The organism is Kribbella sp. NPDC050470 (assembly GCF_044458365.1).
GTDB lineage: Bacteria > Actinomycetota > Actinomycetes > Propionibacteriales > Kribbellaceae > Kribbella.
Genome location: NZ_JBITHV010000007.1, coordinates 301,014 through 323,802, shown reverse-complemented (window position 1 = coordinate 323,802; position 22,789 = coordinate 301,014). Strand labels below are relative to the sequence as shown.

General features: G+C 68.9%; 22 protein-coding genes. 16 read left to right on the top strand and 6 right to left on the bottom strand.

Annotation, left to right across the window (positions count from 1 at the left end):
- Positions 1-984 (top strand): LuxR C-terminal-related transcriptional regulator, encoded by a 984-nt coding sequence (locus ACIBGM_RS22610; RefSeq protein WP_360525417.1) that lies wholly within the window; start codon positions 1-3, stop codon positions 982-984.
- A gap of 75 nt (positions 985-1,059) precedes the next feature.
- Here the strand turns inward: ACIBGM_RS22610 and ACIBGM_RS22605 are convergent, their stop codons facing one another.
- Genes ACIBGM_RS22605 through ACIBGM_RS22595 form a run of 3 tightly spaced genes read right to left on the bottom strand, consistent with a single transcriptional unit; the run spans position 1,060 to position 4,876 of the window.
- Complete coding sequence (locus tag ACIBGM_RS22605) at positions 1,060-3,276, bottom strand: NADP-dependent isocitrate dehydrogenase (RefSeq protein WP_396386676.1); 2,217 nt, start codon at positions 3,274-3,276, stop codon at positions 1,060-1,062.
- 51 nt (positions 3,277-3,327) lie between these two features.
- Complete coding sequence (locus tag ACIBGM_RS22600) at positions 3,328-4,002, bottom strand: pentapeptide repeat-containing protein (RefSeq protein ID WP_360525411.1); 675 nt, start codon at positions 4,000-4,002, stop codon at positions 3,328-3,330.
- Between the two features lie 31 nt (positions 4,003-4,033).
- Positions 4,034-4,876, bottom strand: coding sequence for an ROK family protein (locus tag ACIBGM_RS22595; protein WP_360525408.1), 843 nt, complete (start codon positions 4,874-4,876; stop codon positions 4,034-4,036).
- A gap of 135 nt (positions 4,877-5,011) precedes the next feature.
- Here ACIBGM_RS22595 and ACIBGM_RS22590 point away from each other — a divergent pair, with 135 nt between their 5' ends.
- The 5 genes from ACIBGM_RS22590 to ACIBGM_RS22570 are packed head-to-tail and all read left to right on the top strand — an operon-like array spanning position 5,012 to position 8,675.
- Entirely contained in the window at positions 5,012-5,842 is an 831-nt protein-coding gene (locus tag ACIBGM_RS22590) for an alpha/beta hydrolase (protein ID WP_360525405.1), read from the top strand.
- 14 nt (positions 5,843-5,856) lie between these two features.
- The gene (locus ACIBGM_RS22585) at positions 5,857-6,390 is read left to right on the top strand and encodes a hypothetical protein (RefSeq protein ID WP_396386675.1); all 534 of its coding nucleotides are present in this window, start codon (positions 5,857-5,859) and stop codon (positions 6,388-6,390) included.
- A gap of 52 nt (positions 6,391-6,442) precedes the next feature.
- The gene (locus ACIBGM_RS22580; RefSeq protein WP_396386674.1) at positions 6,443-7,144 is read left to right on the top strand and encodes a YcnI family protein; all 702 of its coding nucleotides are present in this window, start codon (positions 6,443-6,445) and stop codon (positions 7,142-7,144) included.
- Positions 7,145-7,146: 2 nt separating this feature from the next.
- Positions 7,147-7,659, top strand: a complete 513-nt coding sequence (locus ACIBGM_RS22575; RefSeq protein WP_360525396.1) for a copper resistance protein CopC — start codon at positions 7,147-7,149, stop codon at positions 7,657-7,659.
- The gene (locus ACIBGM_RS22570; protein WP_396386673.1) at positions 7,656-8,675 is read left to right on the top strand and encodes a copper resistance D family protein; all 1,020 of its coding nucleotides are present in this window, start codon (positions 7,656-7,658) and stop codon (positions 8,673-8,675) included. The genes ACIBGM_RS22575 and ACIBGM_RS22570 overlap by 4 nt, the downstream gene beginning before the upstream one ends.
- 892 nt (positions 8,676-9,567) lie before the next feature.
- On the opposite strand, the gene ACIBGM_RS22565 is transcribed toward ACIBGM_RS22570, so the two are convergent.
- Positions 9,568-10,053 (bottom strand): MarR family winged helix-turn-helix transcriptional regulator, encoded by a 486-nt coding sequence (locus tag ACIBGM_RS22565; protein WP_396386672.1) that lies wholly within the window; start codon positions 10,051-10,053, stop codon positions 9,568-9,570.
- 530 nt (positions 10,054-10,583) lie between these two features.
- On the opposite strand from ACIBGM_RS22565, the gene ACIBGM_RS22560 reads away from it, so the two are divergent.
- Positions 10,584-11,147 carry an NADPH-dependent FMN reductase gene (locus ACIBGM_RS22560; protein WP_396386671.1) on the top strand — a complete coding sequence of 188 codons (564 nt, stop codon included), beginning with the start codon at positions 10,584-10,586 and terminating at the stop codon, positions 11,145-11,147.
- Between the two features lie 153 nt (positions 11,148-11,300).
- On the opposite strand, the gene ACIBGM_RS22555 is transcribed toward ACIBGM_RS22560, so the two are convergent.
- On the bottom strand, positions 11,301-11,450 hold the full coding sequence (locus ACIBGM_RS22555) for a hypothetical protein (RefSeq protein ID WP_360525384.1): 150 nt from the start codon (positions 11,448-11,450) through the stop codon (positions 11,301-11,303).
- A 535-nt stretch (positions 11,451-11,985) separates the two neighbouring features.
- On the opposite strand from ACIBGM_RS22555, the gene ACIBGM_RS22550 reads away from it, so the two are divergent.
- Genes ACIBGM_RS22550 through ACIBGM_RS22510 form a run of 9 tightly spaced genes read left to right on the top strand, consistent with a single transcriptional unit; the run spans position 11,986 to position 21,059 of the window.
- Positions 11,986-13,518: an ABC transporter substrate-binding protein gene (locus ACIBGM_RS22550; protein WP_360525382.1), complete on the top strand. Its 1,533-nt coding sequence runs from the start codon at positions 11,986-11,988 to the stop codon at positions 13,516-13,518.
- Positions 13,519-14,457 (top strand): ABC transporter permease, encoded by a 939-nt coding sequence (locus ACIBGM_RS22545; RefSeq protein WP_396386670.1) that lies wholly within the window; start codon positions 13,519-13,521, stop codon positions 14,455-14,457. It begins immediately after the preceding gene.
- On the top strand, positions 14,454-15,260 hold the full coding sequence (locus tag ACIBGM_RS22540) for an ABC transporter permease (protein ID WP_396386669.1): 807 nt from the start codon (positions 14,454-14,456) through the stop codon (positions 15,258-15,260). The genes ACIBGM_RS22545 and ACIBGM_RS22540 overlap by 4 nt, the downstream gene beginning before the upstream one ends.
- Positions 15,257-16,822: an ATP-binding cassette domain-containing protein gene (locus ACIBGM_RS22535; RefSeq protein ID WP_360525374.1), complete on the top strand. Its 1,566-nt coding sequence runs from the start codon at positions 15,257-15,259 to the stop codon at positions 16,820-16,822. Before ACIBGM_RS22540 ends, ACIBGM_RS22535 begins: the two co-directional genes overlap by 4 nt.
- On the top strand, positions 16,819-17,877 hold the full coding sequence (locus ACIBGM_RS22530) for a pyridoxal-phosphate dependent enzyme (protein ID WP_396386668.1): 1,059 nt from the start codon (positions 16,819-16,821) through the stop codon (positions 17,875-17,877). The genes ACIBGM_RS22535 and ACIBGM_RS22530 overlap by 4 nt, the downstream gene beginning before the upstream one ends.
- A gap of 8 nt (positions 17,878-17,885) precedes the next feature.
- Positions 17,886-18,335: a phytanoyl-CoA dioxygenase family protein gene (locus ACIBGM_RS22525; protein WP_360525368.1), complete on the top strand. Its 450-nt coding sequence runs from the start codon at positions 17,886-17,888 to the stop codon at positions 18,333-18,335.
- Positions 18,332-19,141, top strand: a complete 810-nt coding sequence (locus tag ACIBGM_RS22520) for a Rossmann-like domain-containing protein (RefSeq protein ID WP_396386667.1) — start codon at positions 18,332-18,334, stop codon at positions 19,139-19,141. The genes ACIBGM_RS22525 and ACIBGM_RS22520 overlap by 4 nt, the downstream gene beginning before the upstream one ends.
- A complete protein-coding gene (locus ACIBGM_RS22515; RefSeq protein ID WP_396386666.1) occupies positions 19,138-20,373 on the top strand; it encodes an MFS transporter in 1,236 nt (411 codons plus the stop codon). Before ACIBGM_RS22520 ends, ACIBGM_RS22515 begins: the two co-directional genes overlap by 4 nt.
- Before the next feature lie 20 nt (positions 20,374-20,393).
- Positions 20,394-21,059, top strand: coding sequence for a DUF1707 domain-containing protein (locus ACIBGM_RS22510; RefSeq protein ID WP_360525359.1), 666 nt, complete (start codon positions 20,394-20,396; stop codon positions 21,057-21,059).
- A 63-nt stretch (positions 21,060-21,122) separates the two neighbouring features.
- Here the strand turns inward: ACIBGM_RS22510 and ACIBGM_RS22505 are convergent, their stop codons facing one another.
- Positions 21,123-22,673 (bottom strand): dolichyl-phosphate-mannose--protein mannosyltransferase, encoded by a 1,551-nt coding sequence (locus ACIBGM_RS22505; protein WP_396386812.1) that lies wholly within the window; start codon positions 22,671-22,673, stop codon positions 21,123-21,125.
- Between the last annotated feature and the right edge of the window lie 116 nt (positions 22,674-22,789).

The following is a 22,789-nucleotide window of genomic DNA, read 5'->3' as shown; positions in this document are numbered from 1 at the left end:
GTGGAAGGGGAGAAGGGCGTCCCGCTGCGGGTTGACGCCGAGACCGCGATCATCCTGCGCGAGGCGTACCACAAGATCGAGGCATTGTTCCGAAGCGACCACTACGGTCTGTACGACTACGTACGCGTGGTGGCCGGCAAGTTCGCACGTGTCGACACGTTCTTCGTCGGCTTCCTGCAGGGCAACAGCCGGGTCCGCTACCCCTATGGGTACGACGACGGCCTGTACGTCGACCCGGACACGCACATCTTCGGGCCGAACGGCCAGACCGCGTGGCTGGTACGGCGCCGGCAGACGTACCGGTTCGCCTACGACAACGGGGCCGCTCTGCATGCCGGCGTACCGATCGGGGATGTGAAGAAGCGATCGGCGGACGCCGTCACGGTGCCGATCTTCCGGCCGGTGAAGGAAGGTCCGGACCAGTTGTTCGGGATGCTGTCGATGCAGAGCTACGCGGCGAGCACCTACGACGACAACGCGATCCGGGCGTTCGAGTGGTTGTGCGGGGTGGTCGAGCGGGTGCTGACCCGGGAAGGCGAGGACCGGGAGGCGCTGCGCCGGCTGCCGGCCGGCGACGTCGGGCCGAACGTGCTGACGTCCGACCACGTGATGGAGTACCTGGCGCACCGGGTGGCGTCGATCCGGGAGATCGCGGCGGAGGCCCTGAACGAGGCCGAGCCGACCGCGGCGGTGCAGAGCCACCTGTCCCGGATCGTCGACGCCACCGAGCACATCCAGTCCGAGCTGATCGAGATGCTGATGGACACCGACGAGGGTCCGGAGCACCGGTACCTGAGCCTGACCAAGGCGCAGCAGGGTGTCGCCGTACTGCTCGTCGACGGCCTCGACAACGACCAGCTCGCGGCCGAGCTCGGGATCAGCCTCAACACCGTCAAGACCCACCTCAGCGCCATTCTCCGCAAGTACGGGATGGCCAACCGGGCCCAGGTCGCCGACGACGTCCGCAAGTACCTGGCCCGCTGATCCCGCACAGCAAGGTCACGGCCAAAAGTTCGGCCTCCAGCTCCGACGGGAGCTGGAGGCCGAGCCTTACAAGAGTCAGAGCGACGCGAGCGCGTCGTTCCAGGTCTTCGACGGGCGCATGGCCGCGGCGGCCTTGGCCGGGTCGGGCTGGTAGTAGCCGCCGAGGTCGACCGGGTTGCCCTGGACGGCGATCAGCTCGTCGACGATGGCCTGCTCGTTCGTCGCGAGGGTCTCGGCCAGCGGGGCGAACGCCTTGGCCAGCTCGGCGTCGTCGGTCTGCTTGGCCAGCTCCTGGGCCCAGTACAGGGACAGGTAGAAGTGGCTGCCGCGGTTGTCGATCCCGCCCACCCGGCGGGTCGGCGACTTGTCCTCCTCGAGGAACGTCGCGGTGGCCCGGTCGAGGGTGTCGGCGAGGATCTGCGCGCGGGCGTTGCCGGCCGCCTGGGCCAGGTGCTCGAAGCTCGCGGCCAGCGCGAAGAACTCACCCAGGCTGTCCCAGCGCAGGTAGTTCTCCTTGACCAGCTGCTGCACGTGCTTCGGCGCAGAGCCGCCGGCCCCGGTCTCGAACAGGCCGCCGCCGGCCATCAGCGGGACGACCGACAGCATCTTCGCGCTGGTGCCGAGCTCGAGGATCGGGAACAGGTCGGTCAGGTAGTCGCGGAGCACGTTGCCGGTCACCGAGATCGTGTTCTCGCCGCGGCGGATCCGCTCCAGCGACAGCTTGATCGCGTCCACCGGCGCCAGGATGCGCAGATCGAGGCCCTCGGTGTCGTGGTCGAACAGGTACTGCTGGACCTTCGTGATGATCTGAGCGTCGTGCGCCCGGGTCTCGTCCAGCCAGAACACCGCCGGGTCGCCGGTGGCCCGGGCCCGGGTGACGGCCAGCTTGACCCAGTCGCGGATCGGGTCGTCCTTGGTCTGGCAGGCGCGGAAGATGTCACCGGCCGACACGGTCTGCTCCAGGACGACGTTCCCGGTCTCGTCCACGAGCCGGACGGTGCCGGTGGTCTGGATCTCGAACGTCTTGTCGTGCGAGCCGTACTCCTCGGCCTTCTGCGCCATCAGGCCGACGTTCGGCACCGAGCCCATCGAGGCCGGGTCGAACGCGCCGTTCGCGCGGCAGTCGTCGAGGACGACCTGGTAGATGCCGGCGTAGCTGCTGTCCGGCAGTACGGCGAGAGTGTCGTGCTCCTGCCCGTCCGGGCCCCACATGTGGCCGGAGGTGCGGATCATGGCCGGCATCGAGGCGTCCACGATCACGTCGGACGGCACGTGCAGGTTGGTGATCCCCTTGTCGGAGTCGACCATCGCCAACGCCGGGCCGGCGGCCAATTCGGCGTCGAAGGAGGCCTTGATCTCGGCGCCCTCCGGCAGCGCGGCGATGCCGTTCAGGATGCCGCCGAGCCCGTCGTTCGGGGTCAGGCCGGCCTTGGCGAGCACCTCGCCGTACTGCGCGAAGGTGTTCGGGAAGAAGGCGCGGACCACGTGGCCGAAGACGATCGGGTCGGAGACCTTCATCATGGTGGCCTTCAGGTGCACCGAGAACAGCACGTCGTCGGCCTTCGCCCGGGCGATCTGGGCGGTCAGGAACTCGCGCAGCGCCGCCACGTGCATGACGGACGCGTCGACGACCTCACCGGCCAGCACCGGGACGGACTCACGCAGTACGGTCGTGGTGCCGTCGTCGCCGACCAGCTCGATCCGCAGCGAGCCGTCGGCCTCGATCACGGTGGACTTCTCGGTGGAGCGGAAGTCGTCCTGGCCCATCGTCGCGACGTTGGTCTTCGACTCGGCGCTCCAGGCGCCCATCCGGTGCGGGTGCGCCTTGGCGTAGTTCTTCACCGAGGCGGGCGCGCGGCGGTCGGAGTTGCCCTCGCGCAGGACCGGGTTCACCGCGGAGCCCTTGACCTTGTCGTACCGGGCGCGGAGGTCGCGCTCCTCGTCGGTCTTCGGCTCGTCCGGGTACGCCGGCAGTGCGTAGCCCTGGCTCTGCAGCTCGGCGATCGCGGCCTTGAGCTGCGGGATCGAGGCGGAGACGTTCGGCAGCTTGATGATGTTCGCGGCCGGCGTCTTGGCCAGGTCGCCGAGCTCGGCCAGCGCGTCCGGGATCCGCTGGCTGTCCTGGAGGTACTCCGGGAAGACGGCGAGGATGCGTCCGGCCAGTGAGATGTCCCGGGTCTCCACCCGGACTCCGGCCTGACCGGCGTACGCCTGGATCACGGGGAGGAACGAGTACGTCGCCAGCGCGGGCGCCTCGTCGGTGTGGGTGTAGATGATCGTCGAGTCAGTCACAGCCCCACCCTAATGGGCGCCCCGCCCGCCACCGCCGCCACGTGGGCAGGCTCACCTTCCGTCGAGGTCGTCCGGGTGCGTGAGCTTGATCCCGGTCGCCGTGGTGACCGCGGTGGTGAAGGTGAGGGTGTCGATGGGGGAGGAGGCGGCGACGGTCGCGCCGGACAGCGAGGTGAGACCGCGGGCGGCGTCCCAGGTGCAGTCGACGAAGACCGCGCCCGCTGCCTTGACCTGGGAGAACTCGGCGCCGGTGAAGTCGCAGCCGCGGAAGACTGTGCCGCTCAGGTCGGCGGAGACGAAGTCGGCGTTCTGCAGCCGGCAGTCGGTGAGCTCGACCTTGACGAACTTCGCGAACCGGAACGAGCCGAAGTCCAGCACGCTGTCACGGATCGTGGCGTGCTGGAGGCTCATCCCCGGTCCGGCGAACCCGGTCAGCCGGGACGAGGTGATCGCCAGCCGGGTGACCGCAGCGTCCGCCCAGCGGGCGTTCGCGACATCGCACTGGGTCAGCTCGGAGTCGACCAGGATCAGCTTGTCCAGGTCCGACCCGGCGAGCTTGACCCGGGTCAGCCGGCAGCCGCTGAGCTCGACGTGCTCGGCGGCCACATCGCTCAGATCCACATCCTCCAGCGCGAGATCGAGCAGCCGGGTCTCGTCGTCGATGTCGTCCTGGGTGAGCGACGCCGGGTCGAGTTGGGCGCGCAACCGGGGTGCGGCGATCTTCATGACGCCGACCGTAGCCAGCGCCGCCGACAGTTCACTGCGACCGGAGGTAGTGCGCGGCGGCGCCGATCAGGGCCGAGTGCTCGGTGTCCTCGGTCGCCGCGACCTCGAAATCGAACACCTCGCGGACGATGTCGAACGCCCCGGAGATCGAGCCGCCCAGCACCACCTTCGTCACCCCGAACCGCTCCAGCCAAGGCGTCAAAGCAGCAGCCAGTACGCCGAAGGCCTCGAGCAGCACGTCACGCGCGTCCTCCGCGCCGCCCCGAGCCCGGTCGGCGATCTCCTTCACCCCGATCTCCGGCTCCTCCCGGCCGGTCCGGGCGAAGTAGGCGCGCAGGATCGCCCGGGCGGAGATCGAGTCCTCCAGCGGGCGGCCGGCGTACGACGTCTTGTAGAGCTCACCGCCCGGCGGCACGGTCGCGCCCTCGCGGACCACGTGGCCGTCGGCGAGGAACGCCGTACCGATGCCGGTGCCGATGGTGACGCCGACGCAGCGAGCCAGGCCGCGGACCTCGCCGGCCGTCCACTCGCCGACCGCGAACGCCTCGGCGTCGTTCATGAACAGGATCTGGTCGAGGTCCAGCAGGTCGCGGAGGCGGTCGCCGACGTTGTAGCCGTAGAGGTTGTCGAACTTGCCCTGGCCGCGGTACCAGGCGACGCCGGTCGCGAAGTCGAACGGACCCGGCAGCGCGACCGCGAGACCGTTTGCCAACGGCAACTTCCGGGCCGCCGTGGCCAGCTGGTCCATGACCACCTCGGCCGCCTTCTGCGACTCCAGATCGGCCCGCTCCACCACGTTCACGGCCCAGGTGTCCGCCGTCACGACCGCTGCCGTCACGTGGCTGCCCCCGACCTCCAGCACCGGTACGTCCATCCGGTCATCATCTCAGGTGCGGGCCTCAGGCAAACTTCACTGGCCCGGTCTGCCTGGTCCACCCCGGCGCCCCCGGCGCGGAACTCGTGGTCTTCCCGGATGCCGTTCTGCGGTTCGCGTGCGGATAATTCTCATGTGCAGGAGTTAACGGTCGAGGGCCTGCGGGTCGCCTACCACCGCCACGGCACCGGTCCGGTGTGCGTGGTGATCCCGGGCGGCCCGGGCTTCGACTGGCGGTACGTGCGGCTGCCGATGCTCGAGGAACACCTGACGACGGTGTACGTCGAGCCGCCGGGCAGCGGTCACTCGGACCTGCTCCCCGGAGGCGACTACGCGATCGGGCGGTACGCATCCTTCGTCGACCGGCTCGTCTCGCACCTCGGCTCCGAGCAGGTGTTTCTGCTCGGCCACTCGCATGGTGCCTTCATCGCCCTGCAGGCCGCGCTGGACTTTCCCGATCGGCTGGCCGGGATCATGGTGTACGGCGGGGCCGCGTTCTACGGACCCGAGCTTTTCGAGCAGGCGTACCGCAACATCGAGGCGTTCGTCGCCGGCCGTCCGGCGGGGGATCCGCTGTCGGCCCAGATCGTCCAGGCCTGGCACGACGATCCGCCGGGACGTGAGGAGCACCTGGCCGCTTTTCTGCGGTTGTTGCCGATGTACTTCCACGACCGGGAGGCGGTGCACCGGCTCACCGACTGGGTGGACACGATCGACATCACGATGGATCCGGACCGGCAGGAGGAGCGCTGGGACATCCGCGAGCGGCTCGGCGAGGTCGCCGTACCGACGCTGGTGCTGGTGGGGGCGGCGGACTTCATCACGCCGGAGAACTCGGCGCGTGAACTGGCGGACGGGATCCCGAGGGCTGAGCTGGTCGTGTTCGCTTCCAGCGGGCACTTCACCCATCTGGAGGAGCCGGATGCGTTCCGGGACGCCGTACTACGCTTCGTCGTAGCCCACTGAAGACAGGACTGGACTTGCCCGCCGAGAGCAGTACGACGTCCGTGGTCGCGGCGCTGAGTGTCGTGGTCGCGATGGCCGGGCATGTTCTCGCAGGTGGCGGGTCGGTTCCGCTCGGGGTGGTTCCGCCGCTGCTGGCGTTGATGGGCGTCTGCTGGCTGCTCGGTGAGTATCTGGCCGGCGAACGCGTGCTGACTGCGCTGGTTCTGACCGGTGTGCAGCTCTTCGTCCACGTGACGCTGGATGCGTCCCATGCTGGGCACGCGGGGATGCATCGGGGGATCAGCGGCAGTCTGTTCATGACTGCGACCCACCTGGCCGCGCTGATGGCCGGGGTTCTGGCTGTCAGCCAGGCTCATCGCTGGGCCCATCGCGTCGTACGCATCTTCGCGCGTCTCCTGCCGCGGCTCCCTGCTCTGGTCACGGTACGGCGGTCTGCCGCCGTGGCAACTGTTGTCTTGACGGCACCTCGGCTGCTTCGGCGCTGGCTAACGGCGAATGTCTCCCGGCGTGGACCGCCGGTCACACAAGACCTCCCGCTTCCGTTCTGACCCGGCGCCGTCGTACGCCGGGAGCACTCGTGTGACCGCGAAAGGTCCCTTCATGTCCAAGAGGTTCGTCCTGCGTGCCGCCGCGATCGTCGCGGCCTCCACGCTCGTCCTGGCCGGCGCCGCCACCTCGGCGTCGGCCCATGTCACGGTGTCGTCGCCGGACGCCAAGCCCGGCGGGTACGCCAAGCTGGTCTTCCGGGTCCCGACCGAGTCCGACGACACCAGCACGACCAAGCTCGTCGTCTCCCTGCCCAAGGACCGCCCGTTCGCGCACGTCGGCGCGCAGGTGAAGGATGGGTGGAAGGTCGAGAAGAAGACCGAGAAGTTGCCGACGCCGGTCAAGGTCGGGGACGTGACGCTGTCCGAGGCGGTCACCACCGTCACCTGGACCGCCATCGCCGCCGGCATCCCGCCGAACGACTTCGACGAGTTCGCGTTGTCCGTCGGACGGCTGCCCGAGGGCGTCGACTCGCTGACCTTCCCGGCCGACCAGACCTACAGCGACGGCGAGGTCGTCAAATGGGCCGACGGCGCTGAAGCCGAGCGCCCCGCCCCCACGCTCAAGCTGGCCGCCGCGACCACGCCGGTCGCTGCGACGACCTCGTCGGACCCGGTCGATCCGGTGGCCCGTTGGCTTGGCGGCGTCGGTCTGCTCGTCGGTCTGCTCGGTCTGGCCTTCGGCCTGGCGTTCGGCTTGCGGTCGCGGAAGGCCGCACAGGCTGGTACGGCGGACGCCGGAAAGGCACAGTCGTAATCGTGCGCCGGTTGATTGCAGTCCTTGTCGCGTCGCTGCTAGCCCTGGTGGTCTCCACCGGGGTGGCGGCGGCGCACGCCAAGCTCGAGTCGATCACCCCGGCCGACGGCTCGTCGATGGCGGCGCCGCCGACCCAGGTGGTACTGACGTTCAGCGAACCGATCGGCAGCAACGGCGCCCAGGTCCAGGTGAAGTCGCCCAGCGGCAAGAACGTCGCCTCCGGAGACGTACAGGTGATCGACAACAAGGTGACCCAGCCGGTCGGCGCGATGATCGAGGCCGGCCGCTACCAGGTCGACGCCCGCGTCGTTTCCGCCGACGGCCACCCGGTCACGGTCACCGCATCCTTCACCGTGACCCACGCCGGCCACCCACCGGAGCAACCGGCCGGCCCCACGCCGGCTGCCGGCGACAACAACTCGAACACAGTCACCATCGTCGCCATGTTCCTGGTCATGCTGGTCGTCGTCGCCCTGGCGGTAGTCATCGTCCGCCGCCGCCCGGCCTCCCAATGACCCGCCCCCACAGCCGCCGCCCGCTCCTGATCACGGCCATCCTCACCGCAGGCGTCGTCGTACTCGTCGTCGCCCTGATCGCCGCCGGCGGCGCCCCCCAACCCCCACCCCCCGGCCTGCTCACCGCCGGCCAACCCACCTCCTGGGCAGTCCCTTTCCTACGCTTCATCGCCGACATCTCCGCCATCACCACAGCCGGCGCCCTATTAGCCACCACCCTCTTGCTACCAGCAACCACTGCAAACCCAGCTGCCGGCGGGGAGCTTGGGCCGCAGGGGTTGCGGGCGTGTCAGGATGCGGCTGTTGCGGCGGGCGTCTGGGCGGTGGCGAGCATCGGCGGTCTGCTCACCTCCGCGGCGGTGATCCTCGGCGTCCCGCTGTCCCACCTGGCCGATCACGCGTCCGCGGCGGGCGAGCTCGACCAGGTCCGGGCCCTCGCCGTGTCCGTCGTACTCACGGCAATCCTCGCAGTGATCCTCAGCGGCTGCCGGACGCAGCGAGGAGCCCGCTTCGCCTTGCTCCTGACCGCGCTCGCGCTCATCCCACCGCTGCTCACCGGCCACGGCGCGATCGAAAACACCAGCTTCTGGACGATCCTCGCGACCACGTCCCTGGTCATCCACGTATTCGCGGCCACCGCGTGGATCGGCGGCCTAGGCGGCGTACTGCGCTACGCCCGCGAGCGAACCGCAGTCGAACGCTTCAGCCGCCTAGCCCTGATCTGCGCGATCACCATCGGAACCACCGGCCTCCTGACCGCCGAAATCCACCTAGGCGGCCGCGAAGACGGCTGGGCCCTGATCACCCAATGGGTGACAACCGGGTACGGCGCCCTCGTCCTCGCCAAAGCCATCGCCTTCGCCATCCTCGTCACGGTCGGCTGGTGGCACCGCCGCACAACCCTCCCCGACCTAGCCACCGGCAACCCCACCGCCTTCCGCCGCCTCGCCCTGGTAGAACTCCTAATCATGTCCGCCACCATCGGCCTAGCAATAGCCCTATCCCGCACCCCCTGACTACTCCCCGCTCCGCGACGCCCACCCTGTCGTCCATCTCCGACGGCGCGAACTGTCTCCGCCATCGACCGCCTCGGCGCCAGCCTCCTGGGACAGCACGCCGCCCACCAAACACCGCCGCGCGACACCCGCCTGCCGACCGCCTCCGGCAGTGTTAGGCGCCTTGGCGTTTGCGGGACTGTCTCCGGCATCGGCCGTCTGGCGCGCCGGGCGCTCGATAGGTTGCGGGTGGCTTGGAGCACTCCGCTTCGAGGCGGTCATCCGTCGGCCGCCTTGGACTGAACCGGGGAGCGCACCCCGCTCCAGCCTGGCCGCACGACCGGACGTGGTTCGTTGACTTGTGGATTGTTGTTGTAGATCCGCTCGGAGAAGAACCGAAATCGACGATTCGGCAAGGTCGCGGATCGGTCACCGCTGGGTGGCGGCTGGTTGTTGGCCGCCTGAGGTGCCGGCTGTGTTGGGTGCCTCGGCGGTTTGCGGGACTGCGTCGGCCGTCTGGGGCCGGGTGCTGGGTGGCTTGCGGGTCGCTTGGAGCACTCCGCCTCGCGGCGGTCGTCCTGTCGGCCGCCTTGGACTGAACTGGGGAGCACACCCCCCGCTCCAGCGACGCCGCCGTACAAACGGAGGTGGTTCGTCGAGTTGTGGATTTCTGTTGTGGATCCGCTCGGAGAAGAACCGAAATCGACGACTCGGCAACATCGCCGATTCCAGCGCGGTGCCTCGCCGGTTGGGGTGGGCCCGGGTCGCCGGTTCGCTTGCCAAGCCACGGGTTGGGGAGGGTTGGCGCCTGCACTAGGTGGCTCGCGGGGTGCGTGATGGATCCCGCTTGGGGGCGTGGTGTGGTTGCTGCGGGCGGTCCGAGGGGGCTGCGGCGGCGGCCGGCGTGGGCGGGTTATTCGTCGCAGCTAGAGGACGCGCAGGGGTCTGTGGGGATGGTGTTGACGATGCGTTCGAGGACGGTTGTTAGTTGGTCCTGCTCTTCGGGGGTCAGATGGTCGAAGAAGTACGTGCGTACTGCGTCGACGTGGTCGGGGGCGGCTGCCTCGATGGCCTTTCGGCCGATGTCCGTCAGGCGGACCATCGAGCCCCGGGCGTCGGAGACGCACTCCTCGCGGCAGACCAGGCCACGCTTCTCCATCCGGCTGACCTGGTGCGAGAGGCGGCTCCGCTCCCAGCCGACTGACTTGCCGAGGTCGCGGGTGCGCAGTACGCCGTCCTCCGCGACAGACAACGGGTGCAGCAGCGCGTAGTCCGCACCGGACAGGCCTGAGTTGCTGATCAGCCGGGTCTCCAGCGCACGCATCAACTCGCGGTACGCGTCACGGTACGACTGCCACAGCCGCGCCTCCCGCGTATCCAGCCACCGCGAATCCGTCATTCAACCATCATACGGACTTCTGTTGACATATCACCGAGTACACGAACCGACACCGCGGCGGCTGTCTTGTGGCTGCAGTCGGAGGCGGCGGACAGGAGGTCCCTGGGTAGCGGCGTCGGCCGGCTGACTGGCCACCGGGCACTCGGCGTCAACGTGGCTGGAGCGTGACGCGGTTTGCGCACGCCGCCGGAGGCGGTAGCAAGGCAGTCGCCGGGTAGCGGTGTTTGGCCATCGTCGTGCGACAAACCCAGGGATGGGCGCCTACGTGGCGGGGCTTGATGCAGTTCGCGCATCCGCCGAAGGGGGGAGAAGACCGCCGCTGCGTTGCGGTGTCCGTCGTGCGTCCTGTGACTGACCCCATGGTTCGGCGCCGAGCCGGGCTGGCGGTGGACACAGTTTGCGCGCACCCGCCGGAGGCGGCAAGGAGGCTGTCGCTGCGGTGTCCTTCGGGTTGACGTGTCATCTCGATGGGGTATTTTGATGATGCATCATCAAAGAGCCTGTTGGCTCCTCCTTGTGAAGGAACTGTCATGCCCAAGATTGGGATCATCCTCGGTAGCACTCGGCCTGGTCGGAACGGTGAGGCCGTGGCGAAATGGGTGCTGGATATCGCCAAGCAGCGTGGTGACGCCGAGTTCGAGTTGGTCGATATCGCGGAGTACGAGTTGCCGCACCTGGATGAGGCGATTCCGCCGTCGATGGGGCAGTACACGCAGCCGCACACGCTGGCCTGGGCCGAGAAGATCGACGGCTTCGACGGGTTCGTGTTTGTCACGCCGGAGTACAACCACTCGACCTCGGGTGCGCTGAAGAACGCGATCGACTTCCTGTTCAAGGAGTGGAACGACAAGGCTGCGGGGTTCGTCAGCTATGGGGCGGTCGGCGGTGCTCGCGCGGTCGAGCATCTGCGGCTGGTGATGGGGGAGCTGAAGGTGGCTGACGTACGTAATCAGGTCACGCTGTCGCTGGCCACGGACTTCAAGGATTACAGGGAGTTCACGCCGGCTGCGTACCAGGAGCCGGCGGTGCACGCGATGCTCGACCAGGTGGTCAGCTGGAGCAACGCCCTCGCCACGGTACGGACCGCCGCCTGAAACCGTCCGGCCGCTGCCAATGCGGCAGCGGCCGGACGGTCGGTCGCCGGGGTCCCGGCGACTGGTGTCTCAGTCGCCTCGGTGGGTGGATGAGGAGGCGGCTGGTAGCTGCAGGGTGGTGAGGGCGAGGATGGTGGCGCCGCCGATCAGGAGTCAGCGGGCGTCTGCTGACCGCCTCCAGCCGAGGAGAACAGTCGGTACGCCGCCGATCAGTAGCAGACCGCCCAGCAGCAGATGGCCGGCGGACTGGTTGCCGGAGTCGAGGCCGAGTGCGATCAGGATCGTTGCGGCGGGCAACGCCATACCGACGACCAGTGCCTGCGAGTGCCGGTACGCCGACGCCGAGCAGGGCGGACCCTTCCGGCGCCACGAAGTACAGCTGTCCCAGAGGCTGTCGCGGACAGTTGCTCGATCTCGCGAGGCCAAGCCTGGGAGTCGAGCCGGCGGTCAGCAAAGCACGGGCCGAGCAGCAGCGTGAGCGCAAGCCAACGGTCGCGCGGCGACGCGCGCCCTGCAGGCACGTCGAGCTCGCGTCGCGAAGGTGTGTCGAGTTCGCCGGCCGCTGCGGATTGTCGGAACGTCCGCTGGTCGCGGGTGAATGACGGTGCCGGACGGGCGGCCTGAGTTGTGGATCTGTCGCAGGTGACTCCGGGTGCTCGGAGGTAGGGGATGGTGACACGCCGTTACGGAGGGCAAGGGGGGACTTCGGCGGAAAGAATGAGTCGTCTGGTTCGGATGCGCGCTGAATTTGACAACGATTTTCATTAACGGCAGGATGCATGACCGGCGGCGGGTGACCGTGGGGCGTCGCCGGACCTCTACCGTGAAGGAAACGCGCATGTCCGACCGACTGAACAGACGAGCGTTCCTGGGGGTGGCCGGCGGACTGGGTCTGGCGGCGCTGACCGGATGTGGATCCGACGGCCAGGCCGCGGCCCAACCCACGCAGGGCGGCCGGCTGCGGGCCGTGTACGCCGGTGGCGGTGCCAAGGAAGTGCTCGACCCGCATGTCCAGAGCCTGTTTGTCGACATCGCGCGGCACAAGGCGATGTACGACAAGCTGGTCGAGCTCGGCCCCGACCTGAAGCCGGTGCCGCGGCTGGCGGAGAAGTGGGAGAGCGACAAGCAGGCAACGACCTGGCGGTTCACGCTCCGGGACGCGATGTTCCACGACGGCAACAAGCTGACCAGCGAGGACGTGCTCTACAGCCTGGCCCGGATCGCCGACCCGAAGACGCCCGAACGGGTCGCCCAGTCGTCACTGGCCACCGTGGATCTGCGTCGCTCCAAGGCGATCGACCCGCGGACCGTCGAGCTGACGCTGTCCGCGCCGAACGCCGAATTCCCTGCCCTGCTGGCCGGAATCGGCACCCAGATCGTCCGCGACGGCTTCACCGATCCCACCAAGCCGGTAGGCACCGGCCCGTTCCGGTTCGTCTCGTTCGAGGCCGGCCGGTCGATGTTTGCCAGTCGGTACGGCGACTATTGGGAAGACCCGGCGCGGATCGAGGAGCTGCACATCCTCTCGGCCGACTCCGAGGCCCGCGCGAACGCCGTACAGGGTGGACAGGCCGAGTATGCGAACGACATGACCGCGACCTTCGCGCGTACGGCGGAAGCCGGCAAGACGATCCGGATCGTCGCCGCGAAGGCCAGCACCATGCAGGCGTTCGTGATGAAGTGCGACCGGCCGCCGTTCGACAACCCGGACGTCCGGCTGGCGTTCAAGCTGCTCGCCGACCGGCAACGGCTCGTCGACGTGGTGCTCGCCGGTCGTGGTGCCGTCGGCAACGATCTGTTCGGCAAGGGCTACCAGTACTACCCCGACGGCCTGCCGCAGCGGGAGCGTGACGTCGAGCAGGCGAAGACGTTGCTGAAGAAGGCCGGCCTGGTGGGCAAGGAGATCGAGATCTTCACCGCCGACGCGTCGGCCGGGTTCGTCGAGGCGGCCACGCTGTTCGCGGAGCAGGTCGCCGAGGCCGGGGTGAGGCTGAAGGTCACCACCGGCAGCCCGTTGACCTACACCAAGGATCTGCTGACCAAGGGCGTGATCGGCAACCACCGGTCCGGCGCGATGCCGATCCCGCAGTACGTCACCGACCGGTTGCTGACCAAGTCGCCGTTCAACGTCACGCACTGGCGCCGGCCCGGGTTCGACGCCGAGTTCGCCGCCGCGCAGGTGCTGACCGACGAGGCGGCCCGATCGGCGAAGTACGGCGTACTGCAGAAGACGCTCCGGGACGAGGGCGGCATCCTGGCCTGGGGCCTGCCGGACTACCTGGTCGCGGTGTCGTCCAAGGTGCAGGGTGTCGACGCGGTGCCGCCGAACACCGTGGACTTCGGCCGGTTCGACAAGGTGTGGCTGGCCTGAATGCGGTCGTACGCCGCGCACCGTGCTGCGCTCGCCGTCGTCCAGCTCGCCGTACTGTCCGTGCTCGTCTTCGTCCTGACCGCTTTGCTTCCTGGTGATGCGGCCGAGATGCGGTTCACCGAGACGCTGACGCCTGAGCAGGTCGATCGGATGCGGGCGCAGCTGGGGCTGGATCAGCCTGCGGTCGAGCGGTTCACGCACTGGTTCGGCAATGTGCTCACGGGAGATCTGGGTACGTCGCTGATCAGTGGCGGGCCGGTGATCGACATCGTCAAGGCTTCGGTCGGGGCGACGCTGGTGCTGACGCTGGCCACCCTGGCCGTTGTGGTCCCGCTGGCCGTTGCCTTGGGCATCGTGATGGGGACGCGGGAGAACGGGCGGTTGGATCGGGCGATCACGTCGGTGACGCTGGCCCTGAGTGCGATTCCGGACTTCGTGATCGCGGTGCTGTTGGTGGCGGTGTTCTCGCTCAAGCTCGGCTGGCTGCCGGCCACGTGGATCGGCGACGATCTGCTGGCGAGTCCGGTGTTGCTGGTGCTGCCGGTCGCGGTGTTGCTTGGTAGGACGGTGTGTCTGCTGTCGCGGCAGGTGCGGGCGGGGACGATCACGGCTCTGCAGGCGGAGTACGTCGTACAGGCTCGGCGGCTCGGGGTGCCGCGGCGGCGGTTGTTGTTGCGGCACGTGTTGCCGAATGCGGCTGTGCCTGGGGTGCAGGAGTTGGCGCGGACCGGGGACACCTTGCTGGGTGGAGTTTTGGTGGTGGAGGCGATCTTCGCGATTCCTGGGTTTGCCACGGCGCTCGTGGATGGGGTGGAGACGCGGGACGTGCCGGTGGTGCAGGGACTGACGCTGGTGCTGGCGGTGGCTGCGTTGGTGATCAACCTTGGCGCGGACTTGGTGTGCAACCGGTTGGTGCCGCGCACGGAGTTGCTGCGATGAGGCGGCTTGCTGCGCGGTTCCCGGTGGCGGTGTCGGCGACGCTGGTCGTCGCGCCGCTGGTTGTGGCTGTATTTGGGCCCTTCATCGACGTGCGGGCCACGCCTGGGCTGCCCTATGACTCGCAGGGTCTGCTGGGCACGGATGGGCTTGGGCGGGATGTTCTGCAGTTGGTGCTGGACGGTGGCCGGACGGCGCTGGGGATGGCCTTTGGTGCGGTGGCGATTGCATATGTCGTCGGCGGATTGATCGGGTTGGTTGCGGCTTCGACTCGGCATCGGTGGTTGGACGAGGCGTTGATCCGGCCGCTCGACGTACTGCTGCCGTTGCCGTCGCTGCTGGTGATCAGTGTGGTGGCCGTCGGGTGGCGGGCGTCGGCGTTCGCGATCACGCTGGCTGTTGCCATGGTCAACGTTCCGACGGTGGCGCGGTTGGTGCGGGCGGCGGCGTTGGATGCCGCGAGCAGCCCGGTCGTCGAGGCGCTTCGGATGCAGCGGGAGAGTTGGATCGGCGTTCAACTCGGGTACGTCGGCCGCGCAGTCCTCGGCCCTGTCGCCGCCGACATCGGGACCCGGATCACGCTGGCCGTCTTCCTGGTCGCCTCAGTCAACTTCCTGGGCCTAGGCCTGAGCCCCACCGCCCCCGACTGGGCCGTCAGCGTCTCCCGAAACCGCGAAGGCCTCCTACTCCAACCGTGGTCGGTCCTCGCCCCGGCTCTCCTGCTGGTCTCCTTCACCCTCGGCTTCAACCTCCTGGCCGACCGCCTCGTCCACCAAACCCGCCGCCCGGCGGAGGTGACCCGATGAACGCCCCGCCTGCTGGGCGGGTGCTTGTGCGGGTTGCTGGGCTTGAGGCGAGTGCTGGGTCGGCGATTCTGGTGGATGGGGTTTCGTTTGAGGTGTGGGGCGGGCGGGTGACGGCACTCGTCGGCGCCTCGGGGTCTGGAAAGACGACCTCCGCCCTCGCGTTGCTTGGTGAGCACGGGACTGGGGTGCGGCTCAAAGGCTCGGTTGAGGTTGAGGGGCGGGTGGTTGTTGACGGGGGCGGGCCTACGGACCAGGCGGCCGGCGTCCGGGGGCGGGTGGTGGCTTACATGCCTCAGCATCCGGGGAGTGCGTTGAATCCGGCGCGGCGGGTGGGGGCCACGTTGCGGGAGTTGGAGGGGTTGCACCATCCGGGGGAGAGGGTGGTGCGGGAGGCGTTGCGGGCGGCGCAGTTGGCGGACGATCGGGAGACGTTGCGGCGGTTTCCGCATCAGTTCTCGGGTGGGCAGCGGCAGCGGATTGCGTTGGCTCAGGCGTTGACCTGCCGGCCCAAGGTGCTCGTCTTGGACGAGCCCAGCACAGGGCTCGACTCGATCACCCGGCTGCAGTTGGTCAACGAGTTGGAAGACCTGGCGGCCGACGGGCTCGGGATTCTGCTGCTCAGCCACGACCTCGATCTCGTCCGCGCGCTCGCCGAGCACGTCGTCGTACTGTCCGCCGGGCAGGTCGTGGACGCCGGCGGTCCCGAGGTGCTGCCCGCGAAGCTGGAGCTCCCGCGACCAAGCACCCCCGCGCCGGCCAAACCATTGCTCCAGGCAACAAGCCTCACGGCATCACTCACCCGCGGCCGGGACCCGATCCTGCACGACGTCGACCTCGCCGTCCGGCCAGGCCAGTGCATCGGCGTGGTCGGCCGCTCCGGCAGCGGCAAGACCACGCTCGCCCGTACCCTGGCCGGCCTCCACGAACGCCACACCGGCAAGATCCTGCTGGACGGCGAACACCTCCCCGTCCTCCGGAAGCGATCGCTCGAGCAGAATCGCCGAGTCCAGTACGTCTGGCAGGAAGTCCGCGGCTCGTTCGACGAACGCCGTACCGTCGACCAGCAGGTCGCCCGGACCGCCCAACGCCTCCGCGACCTCCCCGCAAAAGAAGCCCATGCCGAGGCCGTAGAGATTCTGGCTCGCCTGGGAGTCTCGGCGATCACCGCGGCCCGACCGCCAAGCCGGTTGTCAGGCGGCGAACTCCAACGCGCCGCGCTCGCCCGGGCCGTCCTCGCACACCCCGACGTGCTGATCTGCGACGAGATCACGACCGCCCTCGACGACCGAGGTACGACGCTCGTCGTCGAGCTGCTCGCCGAGCTGAAGGACCGCGGCACCGCGCTGGTCTGGATCGGCCACGACCTCGGCCTGGTCGCGGCGGTGTCCGATCACGTCCTGGTGATCGACGCCGGCCGCGTCGTCGAGGAGGGCCCACCGGCGACCGTGATGTCCGGCCCCACGTCCGAGCTGACCCGGCGGCTGGTGAGCGCCGCCCGGCTCGGACGCCCCGAATCTCCGCCCGTGCCGACCCCCGACATGAGGAGCGAATCGCGCCGATGACGCGACTGCACGACCACCTGGCGGAGGCGATCAAGGACCCGGATCCGATCCGGGTCAGTTCCCGATCAGGGGACGACCTGATCTGCCTGCGGTTCGAGACGATGAAGGTGTACTCCGCGCTCGGCGCCGTACGCCACCTGCTGGAGACCGGCGCGGTCCGGCCCGGCGACACGCTGATCGACAGCTCGAGCGGGATCTACGCGCACGCGCTGGCGCTGGCCTGCCACCGGTACGGGATGCGGTGCCACATCGTGGGCTCCACCACGGTCGACCGGACACTGAAGATCCAGCTCGAGATCCTCGGCGCGACCGTCGAGCAGGTGCCGTCGTCGAACAACCTGCAGCTCGACCAGAACCTGCGGGTCCGGCGGATCGGCGAGATCCTGCGCGAGAACCCGACGTACCACTGGATGCAGCAGTACCACGACGACATCCACTACCTCGGGTACGGCGCAGTCGCCGACCTGGTGAACGACCTGGTGCCGGACGGGCCGCTGTGCCTGGTCGGCGGGGTCGGGACCGGTGCGTCGACCGGTGCGATCGCGGAGTACCTGCGCAACCGCGGCCGGGACGTGAACCTGGTCGGGGTGCAGCCGTTCGGCAGCATCACGTTCGGGGCCGGGCACACCCAGGACCCGGAGATGATCATCGCCGGGATCGGCAGCTCGATCGAGTTCCGGAACGTGCGGCACGAGCTGTACGACCGGTTGCACTGGGTCTCGTTCGAGTACGCGATGTCGGCGGCTGTGGACCTGCTGCGGACGTCTGGTGTCTTCGCGGGACTGTCGGCGGGGGCGGCGTACCTGTCGGCGTTATGGGAGCACAACTGCGACAGCGGTCGCAAGCACGTCTTCCTCGCGGCTGACACAGGCACGCGGTACGTCGAGTCCGCTTTTGCCCGTCATGCCGAGGCGCGGCCGATGGCGTCGATGCGGCCGTGGGAGATCGCCTCGCTGGAGGAGCTCGCGGTGCCGTGGTCGGCGATGACCTGGGACCGGCGGGAGTCGGCGCTGCTCCGGCGTGAAGAGTTCCCATCTGCGACCCCGTCGCATTAAGCTGGAGTGTGTGCCTGACCGGGGTGGTGGGGCGGGGAAGGAATCTATATGGCGTATGTGGTGCTGCGGGAGTTGTTCACGGCAACGGAAGTCGAGCGGCTGCCGGCGAGGCGGCGTACGACATCGCGACCGCGATCGTGATGCTCGACGACAACACCGTGGCCAACGGCGCGATGACGTTGATTCCAGGGAGTCCTGCGGAGGGCCCGGTACGCCGGGATCCGCAGGACCCGACCGGTCTGCTGGTGGATCCACTGGTCGTCGACGCGTCCCGCGCGGTGACAGTGGAGGCGCCGGCCGGGTCGGTCCTCATGTTCCCCGGGCTGATGGTGCACCGCTCGGCGCCGAACCGGACCGCGTCCGATCGCCGCTCGCTGCTGTACTGCTTCCAGCCCGCGGGTCGTCCAGAGTTGTCCGCCCTGACTTACGACCCCGAAAGGCTGGCCGATCTGCCATGACCGCTTCCGTGGCTGCTCTCACCTCCGACGTCCTCGCTGGTGCGCTCGGTCCCGACCCGTCCACGCTCCCCGTGGTGAGTGCTTTCTGGCTGCACCACACCACCCGGCTGCCCGGGGCTGATGTGACCTACCGGAACTACTACGTGTTGTTGCGGGTCGGCGAGGTGTTTGGCGCATGCTCGTTCGAGGCGGATGAGCTTGACCCGTCGTACTGCGCCGAGGCCTCGGGCCGATCGCTGGCCGAGCTGATCACCGACAGCCCGCTACCTGTAAAGATCGCGGCGCTGGACGCCTACCTGGCCGCGGTCGAGCCGCATCACGTATCGGCGGAGGCTGAGGAGATCGTGCTTCCTGCCGGTACGCCGGAGGTGCGTGCACGCGCCCGGGATGCGGCGGTCGCCGGGCTGCTGGAGGTTGCGGAGGGCACCAAGGTCGCGTTGATCGGGGTGGTGAACCCGCTGGTCGACGCGATCACGGCCCGGGGTGGGACCTGTTTGCCGTGTGACTTCAACCTCCGCGAGACCGCGTCCGGGTTGCCGGTTTCCCGCGACATGACGGCGGTTGTCGATGCCGCCGATGCGGTCGTGGCTACCGGGATGACCTTGTCCAACGGGTCTTTCGACGTACTCCTTGATCGTTGCCGTCAGCAAGAGAAGCCGCTGGCGGTCTATGCTCAGACCGGAAGCGCCGTGATCCGGTCCTTCCTTGGCAACGGCGTCACAGCCCTCTCCGCCGAGCCCTTCCCTTTCTCCCAGTTCAGCTCCCGCCCGAGCAGCCTCTACCGCTACCCCAGGACGGACACATGAGCAGCCCCAGTCAGAACCCCGCGATCGCGACGCCTGTCGTTCCACCACTTCCCGCCGAGGTGCCGGGCGACTGGCGGATGGCACGGCGGTTGTGGCCGTTCTTGGTGGCTTCGGCGGTGAGTTTGATTCCGTTCACGGTGTTCGGGATGTACCTGGTGCCGATTGCTGCGGCGGCGGGTGGGAACGTGGCCGAGATCGGCGGGCTGCGGGGGCTCGGTGGTCTGGCGGCGTTGGTGGTGGGGTTCTCGTTGGCGCCGTTGATCGATCGGATGGCACGGGAGCTGGTGGCCGCCGGTGGGCTGGCGCTGCTGGGGATCTCGGCGGCGCTGGGTGCTGTAGGCAACGTGTTTGCCCTGGCGGCGTTCTGTCTGTTGATCGGGGCGTCCACCTCGATCCTGGCGCCGTCGATCGGGGCCGCCGCGGCGGACCGGTTCAAGACCCTGGCGGCGGCCGGCCGGGCGGCGACGCTGGTGTCCGCGACCACGTCGGCGATGGCGATGCTGGCCGCCCCGCTGCTCGCCGTACCAGGGATGCTTTGGGGCTGGCGCGGCAATCTGCTCGCCGCCGCCGTCATCTCGCTCGCGCTGTCGGCGGCATTCTTCTGGCGTGGTCGTGGCCGGAAGGCTCCGCTCAGGACCGGGGAGCGAGTGAGCTACCTCGCGACCTACCGGGAGCTGGCCCGGATTCCCGGCGCGCTGCCACTGCTCGTGGTCGCGATGCTGCGGACAGCCGCCTTCATGGGCTACCTGGCCTACCTCGCCGCGTTCTACGACGAGAAATTCGACCTCGCGCCGGGCTGGTTCGCGCTGGTGTGGTCGCTGAGTGGTGCGTCGTTCTTCCTCGGCAACCTGCTGGCCGGCCGCTACATCGCCCTCGAGCGCCCCTGGATCGGCCCCGAGAAGATGCTCCTGGTCGGTCTCGCCGTCGCCCTGACCAGCGTCTCCGCCTTCTACTTCTCGCCCAGCCTCCCGCTGACCCTGCTGCTCACCGCACTCATGGGCGCGAGCCACGCGACGGTCGCCGCCTGCGTCACCACGCTGCTCGTCCGCCGCAGTGGTGACCTGCGTGGTTCGGCGCTCAGCGTCAACGCGGCCGGCATGAGCCTCGGCACCTTCCTCGGCGCCGCGCTCGGTGGTCTGGGCCTCGGGCTCGGTGGATACCCGGGCACCGCCCTGACTTTCGCGTCGATCACCCTGATAGCGGTCGGATTTGCGCTGCGGGTGCGACGCTGAGGGAGTTATCGTTCGGTGCTATGGAGAACCTGCCCGACCGCCAGCACCCGCACGCGCACCTGCGTGCTTCCGACACCGATCGTGACCGCGTGGTCGACGTACTGCGGGACGCGCTGATGTCGGGCCGGTTGACGCAGGACGAGCACGCCGAGCGGCTCGAGCAGACCCTGCAGGCGCGGACCCTGGGCGAGCTCGAGCCGATCACGCAGGACCTCGTCATCCCGGCGCAGGCGACGCCGGTCGCCGTACCGTCGAGCAGCCCGGTGCCGATCGAGGAGCCGGCCAACCCGTCGGACAGCTTCGACACCTTGTTCGCGGTCTTCGGCGGTGGCGAGCGGAAGGGCCGGTGGCGGGTCAAGCGCCGGACCAACGCGGTCGCGATCTTCGGCGGGCACGACCTGGACATGACGGACGCGGTGTTCGAGGGCCGCGAGGTGACGATCTACGCGTTCGCGGTGTTCGGCGGGATCGACCTGACCGTCCCGGACTCGGTCGAGGTCCGCAACCAGGGCGTCGGCATCTTCGGCGGCTTCGGCGCCCGCGGCGGCGACTCACCCGACCCGAACGCCCCCGTGGTCATCGTCAAGGGCCTGGCCCTGTTCGGCGGCGTCGGCGGCCAGGTCTCCTCCAAGCGCCACAAGAAGCGCTTCAAGAACCACGGCGGCCACGGCCGGCTGGACCACTGACCGGCGAGGCCGTGTCCGGCAATTCCCCGCCTACTGCGCGGCACGGAATTGCCGGACAAGGCCTCAGATCCAGGTCTTGAACCACATTCGCTGCAGCCAGTCGGGGTGCGGCATGACCTGGTCGGTCAGGATCGGCCAGATGTAGGCGAAGTTCAGGACGACCAGTACGACGAAGGCGCCGACGACCGCGCTGCCGATCAGGCGGCGAGGGCTGGCCTGGCCGAATGCCGTCCGGGCCGGGCCGAGGATCTTGCCGAGGACGAGGGACAGCGCCATCACCGTGAACGGGACCATCGTGACGGCGTAGAAGAAGAAGATCGGTCTGTCGTCGAACGCGAACCACGGCACCCAGCAGGTGACGAAGCCGACGATGGGTATGCCGAACCGCCAGTCCCGCTGGGCGACCCAGAGCACCAGCGCGGCGAGCAGCGCCAGCGCGCCACCCCACCACAGCAGCGGTGTCCCGAGGGCGGAGATCACCGACAGGCAGTTCGTCCCGGCCGGGGCGGTGCAGCCGTTCGTGCCGGGCTTGATGTCGTTGACCGCGTCGAACCCGATCGGGCGGGCGATGATCGGCCAGCCGGCCGGGTTCGAGGCGTACGGGTGGGTGGCGTTCTTGATGTAGTCGCCGGTGTGGAAGGCCAGCACTTCCTGGTGGTAGTGGATCAGTGACCGGAAGTCGTCCGGGACCACCTTCATCACGCCGTGCGCCGGGTTCTTGGAGGCGTAGTCGTGGTCGTAGGCGTTGTCGTGCAGCAGCCAGCCGGTCCAGGTCGCGGTGTAGGTGACGAGCGCGACCAGCACGAGGCTGACGAACGCCGGGATGCCGTCGACCAGCGCCGACTTCACGAACGCGTGCCGGACGCCGAGCGCCCGCCGCGCGCCGAGGTCCCAGGCGAAGGTCAGGAGGCCGAAGCCGGCGATCACCCAGACCGCGGACCACTTGGTGCCGAGCGCGAGCCCGAAGCAGACACCCGCCGCGAGCCGCCACGGCCGGATCAGCAGCCAACGGCCGAGGCTACGGCGCTCGCCGTCGGCGACCGGCGTGTCGAGTGAGTCGGCGTGCCGGCGCCGGGTCCAGTCCCGGTCGGCGACCAGGCAGGAGACCGCGGCGACCAGCCAGAACGCCAGGAAGATGTCGAGCAGCGCGACCCGGGACATCACGAAGTGCAGGCCGTCGACCGCGAGCAGCAGGCCGGCGACACACCCGATCAGGGTCGACCGGGTCATTCGCCGTACGGTCCGGATCAGCAGCAGCACGGTGAGCGTGCCGCACAGGGCCGGCATGAACCGCCAGCCGAACGTGTTCATCCCGAACAGCTGCTCGCCGGCCGCGATCATCCACTTGCCGACCTCGGGGTGCACGGTCAGGCTCGGGGTGTCCTTGAAGACGTCCAGGTTGCCGGCCAGGATCGCCTTGTCCGCGGCGCCCTCCGGCTGGTCGATGAACTGCCGCGCGTAGCCGAACTTGAGCAGGCTGAACGCGTCCTTGGCGTAGTACGTCTCGTCGAAGACGAACTTCACCGGGTTGCCGAGGTCCCAGAACCGCAGGAACCCGGCCAGCGCGGTGATCGCCAGGGTCGCGATCCAGCCGCCCTCGAAGTCCTTCGGCATCGGCGGGTACAACCGCTCCTTGAGCGGTGGCAGCCGCCTCCCGAGCACGTCCCGCCCGAGCGTTTCCCGCCCCTCGGCAGCGTCTCCCCGCCGAGCGGTACCGTCCTCGATCACAG

Bases quoted from the DNA above. Each gene is read 5' to 3' on its own strand.
- ACIBGM_RS22545 (WP_396386670.1), top strand. From the start codon at position 13,519: ATGCGGTCGTACGCCGCGCACCGTGCTGCGCTCGCCGTCGTCCAGCTC.
- ACIBGM_RS22570 (WP_396386673.1), top strand. From the start codon at position 7,656: ATGACCCGCCCCCACAGCCGCCGCCCGCTCCTGATCACGGCCATCCTC.
- ACIBGM_RS22535 (WP_360525374.1), top strand. From the start codon at position 15,257: ATGAACGCCCCGCCTGCTGGGCGGGTGCTTGTGCGGGTTGCTGGGCTT.
- ACIBGM_RS22580 (WP_396386674.1), top strand. From the start codon at position 6,443: ATGTCCAAGAGGTTCGTCCTGCGTGCCGCCGCGATCGTCGCGGCCTCC.
- ACIBGM_RS22510 (WP_360525359.1), top strand. From the start codon at position 20,394: ATGGAGAACCTGCCCGACCGCCAGCACCCGCACGCGCACCTGCGTGCT.
- ACIBGM_RS22515 (WP_396386666.1), top strand. From the start codon at position 19,138: ATGAGCAGCCCCAGTCAGAACCCCGCGATCGCGACGCCTGTCGTTCCA.
- ACIBGM_RS22600 (WP_360525411.1), bottom strand. From the start codon at position 4,002: ATGAAGATCGCCGCACCCCGGTTGCGCGCCCAACTCGACCCGGCGTCG.
- ACIBGM_RS22555 (WP_360525384.1), bottom strand. From the start codon at position 11,450: ATGGCGTTGCCCGCCGCAACGATCCTGATCGCACTCGGCCTCGACTCC.
- ACIBGM_RS22540 (WP_396386669.1), top strand. From the start codon at position 14,454: ATGAGGCGGCTTGCTGCGCGGTTCCCGGTGGCGGTGTCGGCGACGCTG.
- ACIBGM_RS22565 (WP_396386672.1), bottom strand. From the start codon at position 10,053: ATGACGGATTCGCGGTGGCTGGATACGCGGGAGGCGCGGCTGTGGCAG.
- ACIBGM_RS22550 (WP_360525382.1), top strand. From the start codon at position 11,986: ATGTCCGACCGACTGAACAGACGAGCGTTCCTGGGGGTGGCCGGCGGA.
- ACIBGM_RS22505 (WP_396386812.1), bottom strand. From the start codon at position 22,673: ATGCCGAAGGACTTCGAGGGCGGCTGGATCGCGACCCTGGCGATCACC.
- ACIBGM_RS22530 (WP_396386668.1), top strand. From the start codon at position 16,819: ATGACGCGACTGCACGACCACCTGGCGGAGGCGATCAAGGACCCGGAT.
- ACIBGM_RS22595 (WP_360525408.1), bottom strand. From the start codon at position 4,876: ATGGACGTACCGGTGCTGGAGGTCGGGGGCAGCCACGTGACGGCAGCG.
- ACIBGM_RS22560 (WP_396386671.1), top strand. From the start codon at position 10,584: ATGCCCAAGATTGGGATCATCCTCGGTAGCACTCGGCCTGGTCGGAAC.
- ACIBGM_RS22520 (WP_396386667.1), top strand. From the start codon at position 18,332: ATGACCGCTTCCGTGGCTGCTCTCACCTCCGACGTCCTCGCTGGTGCG.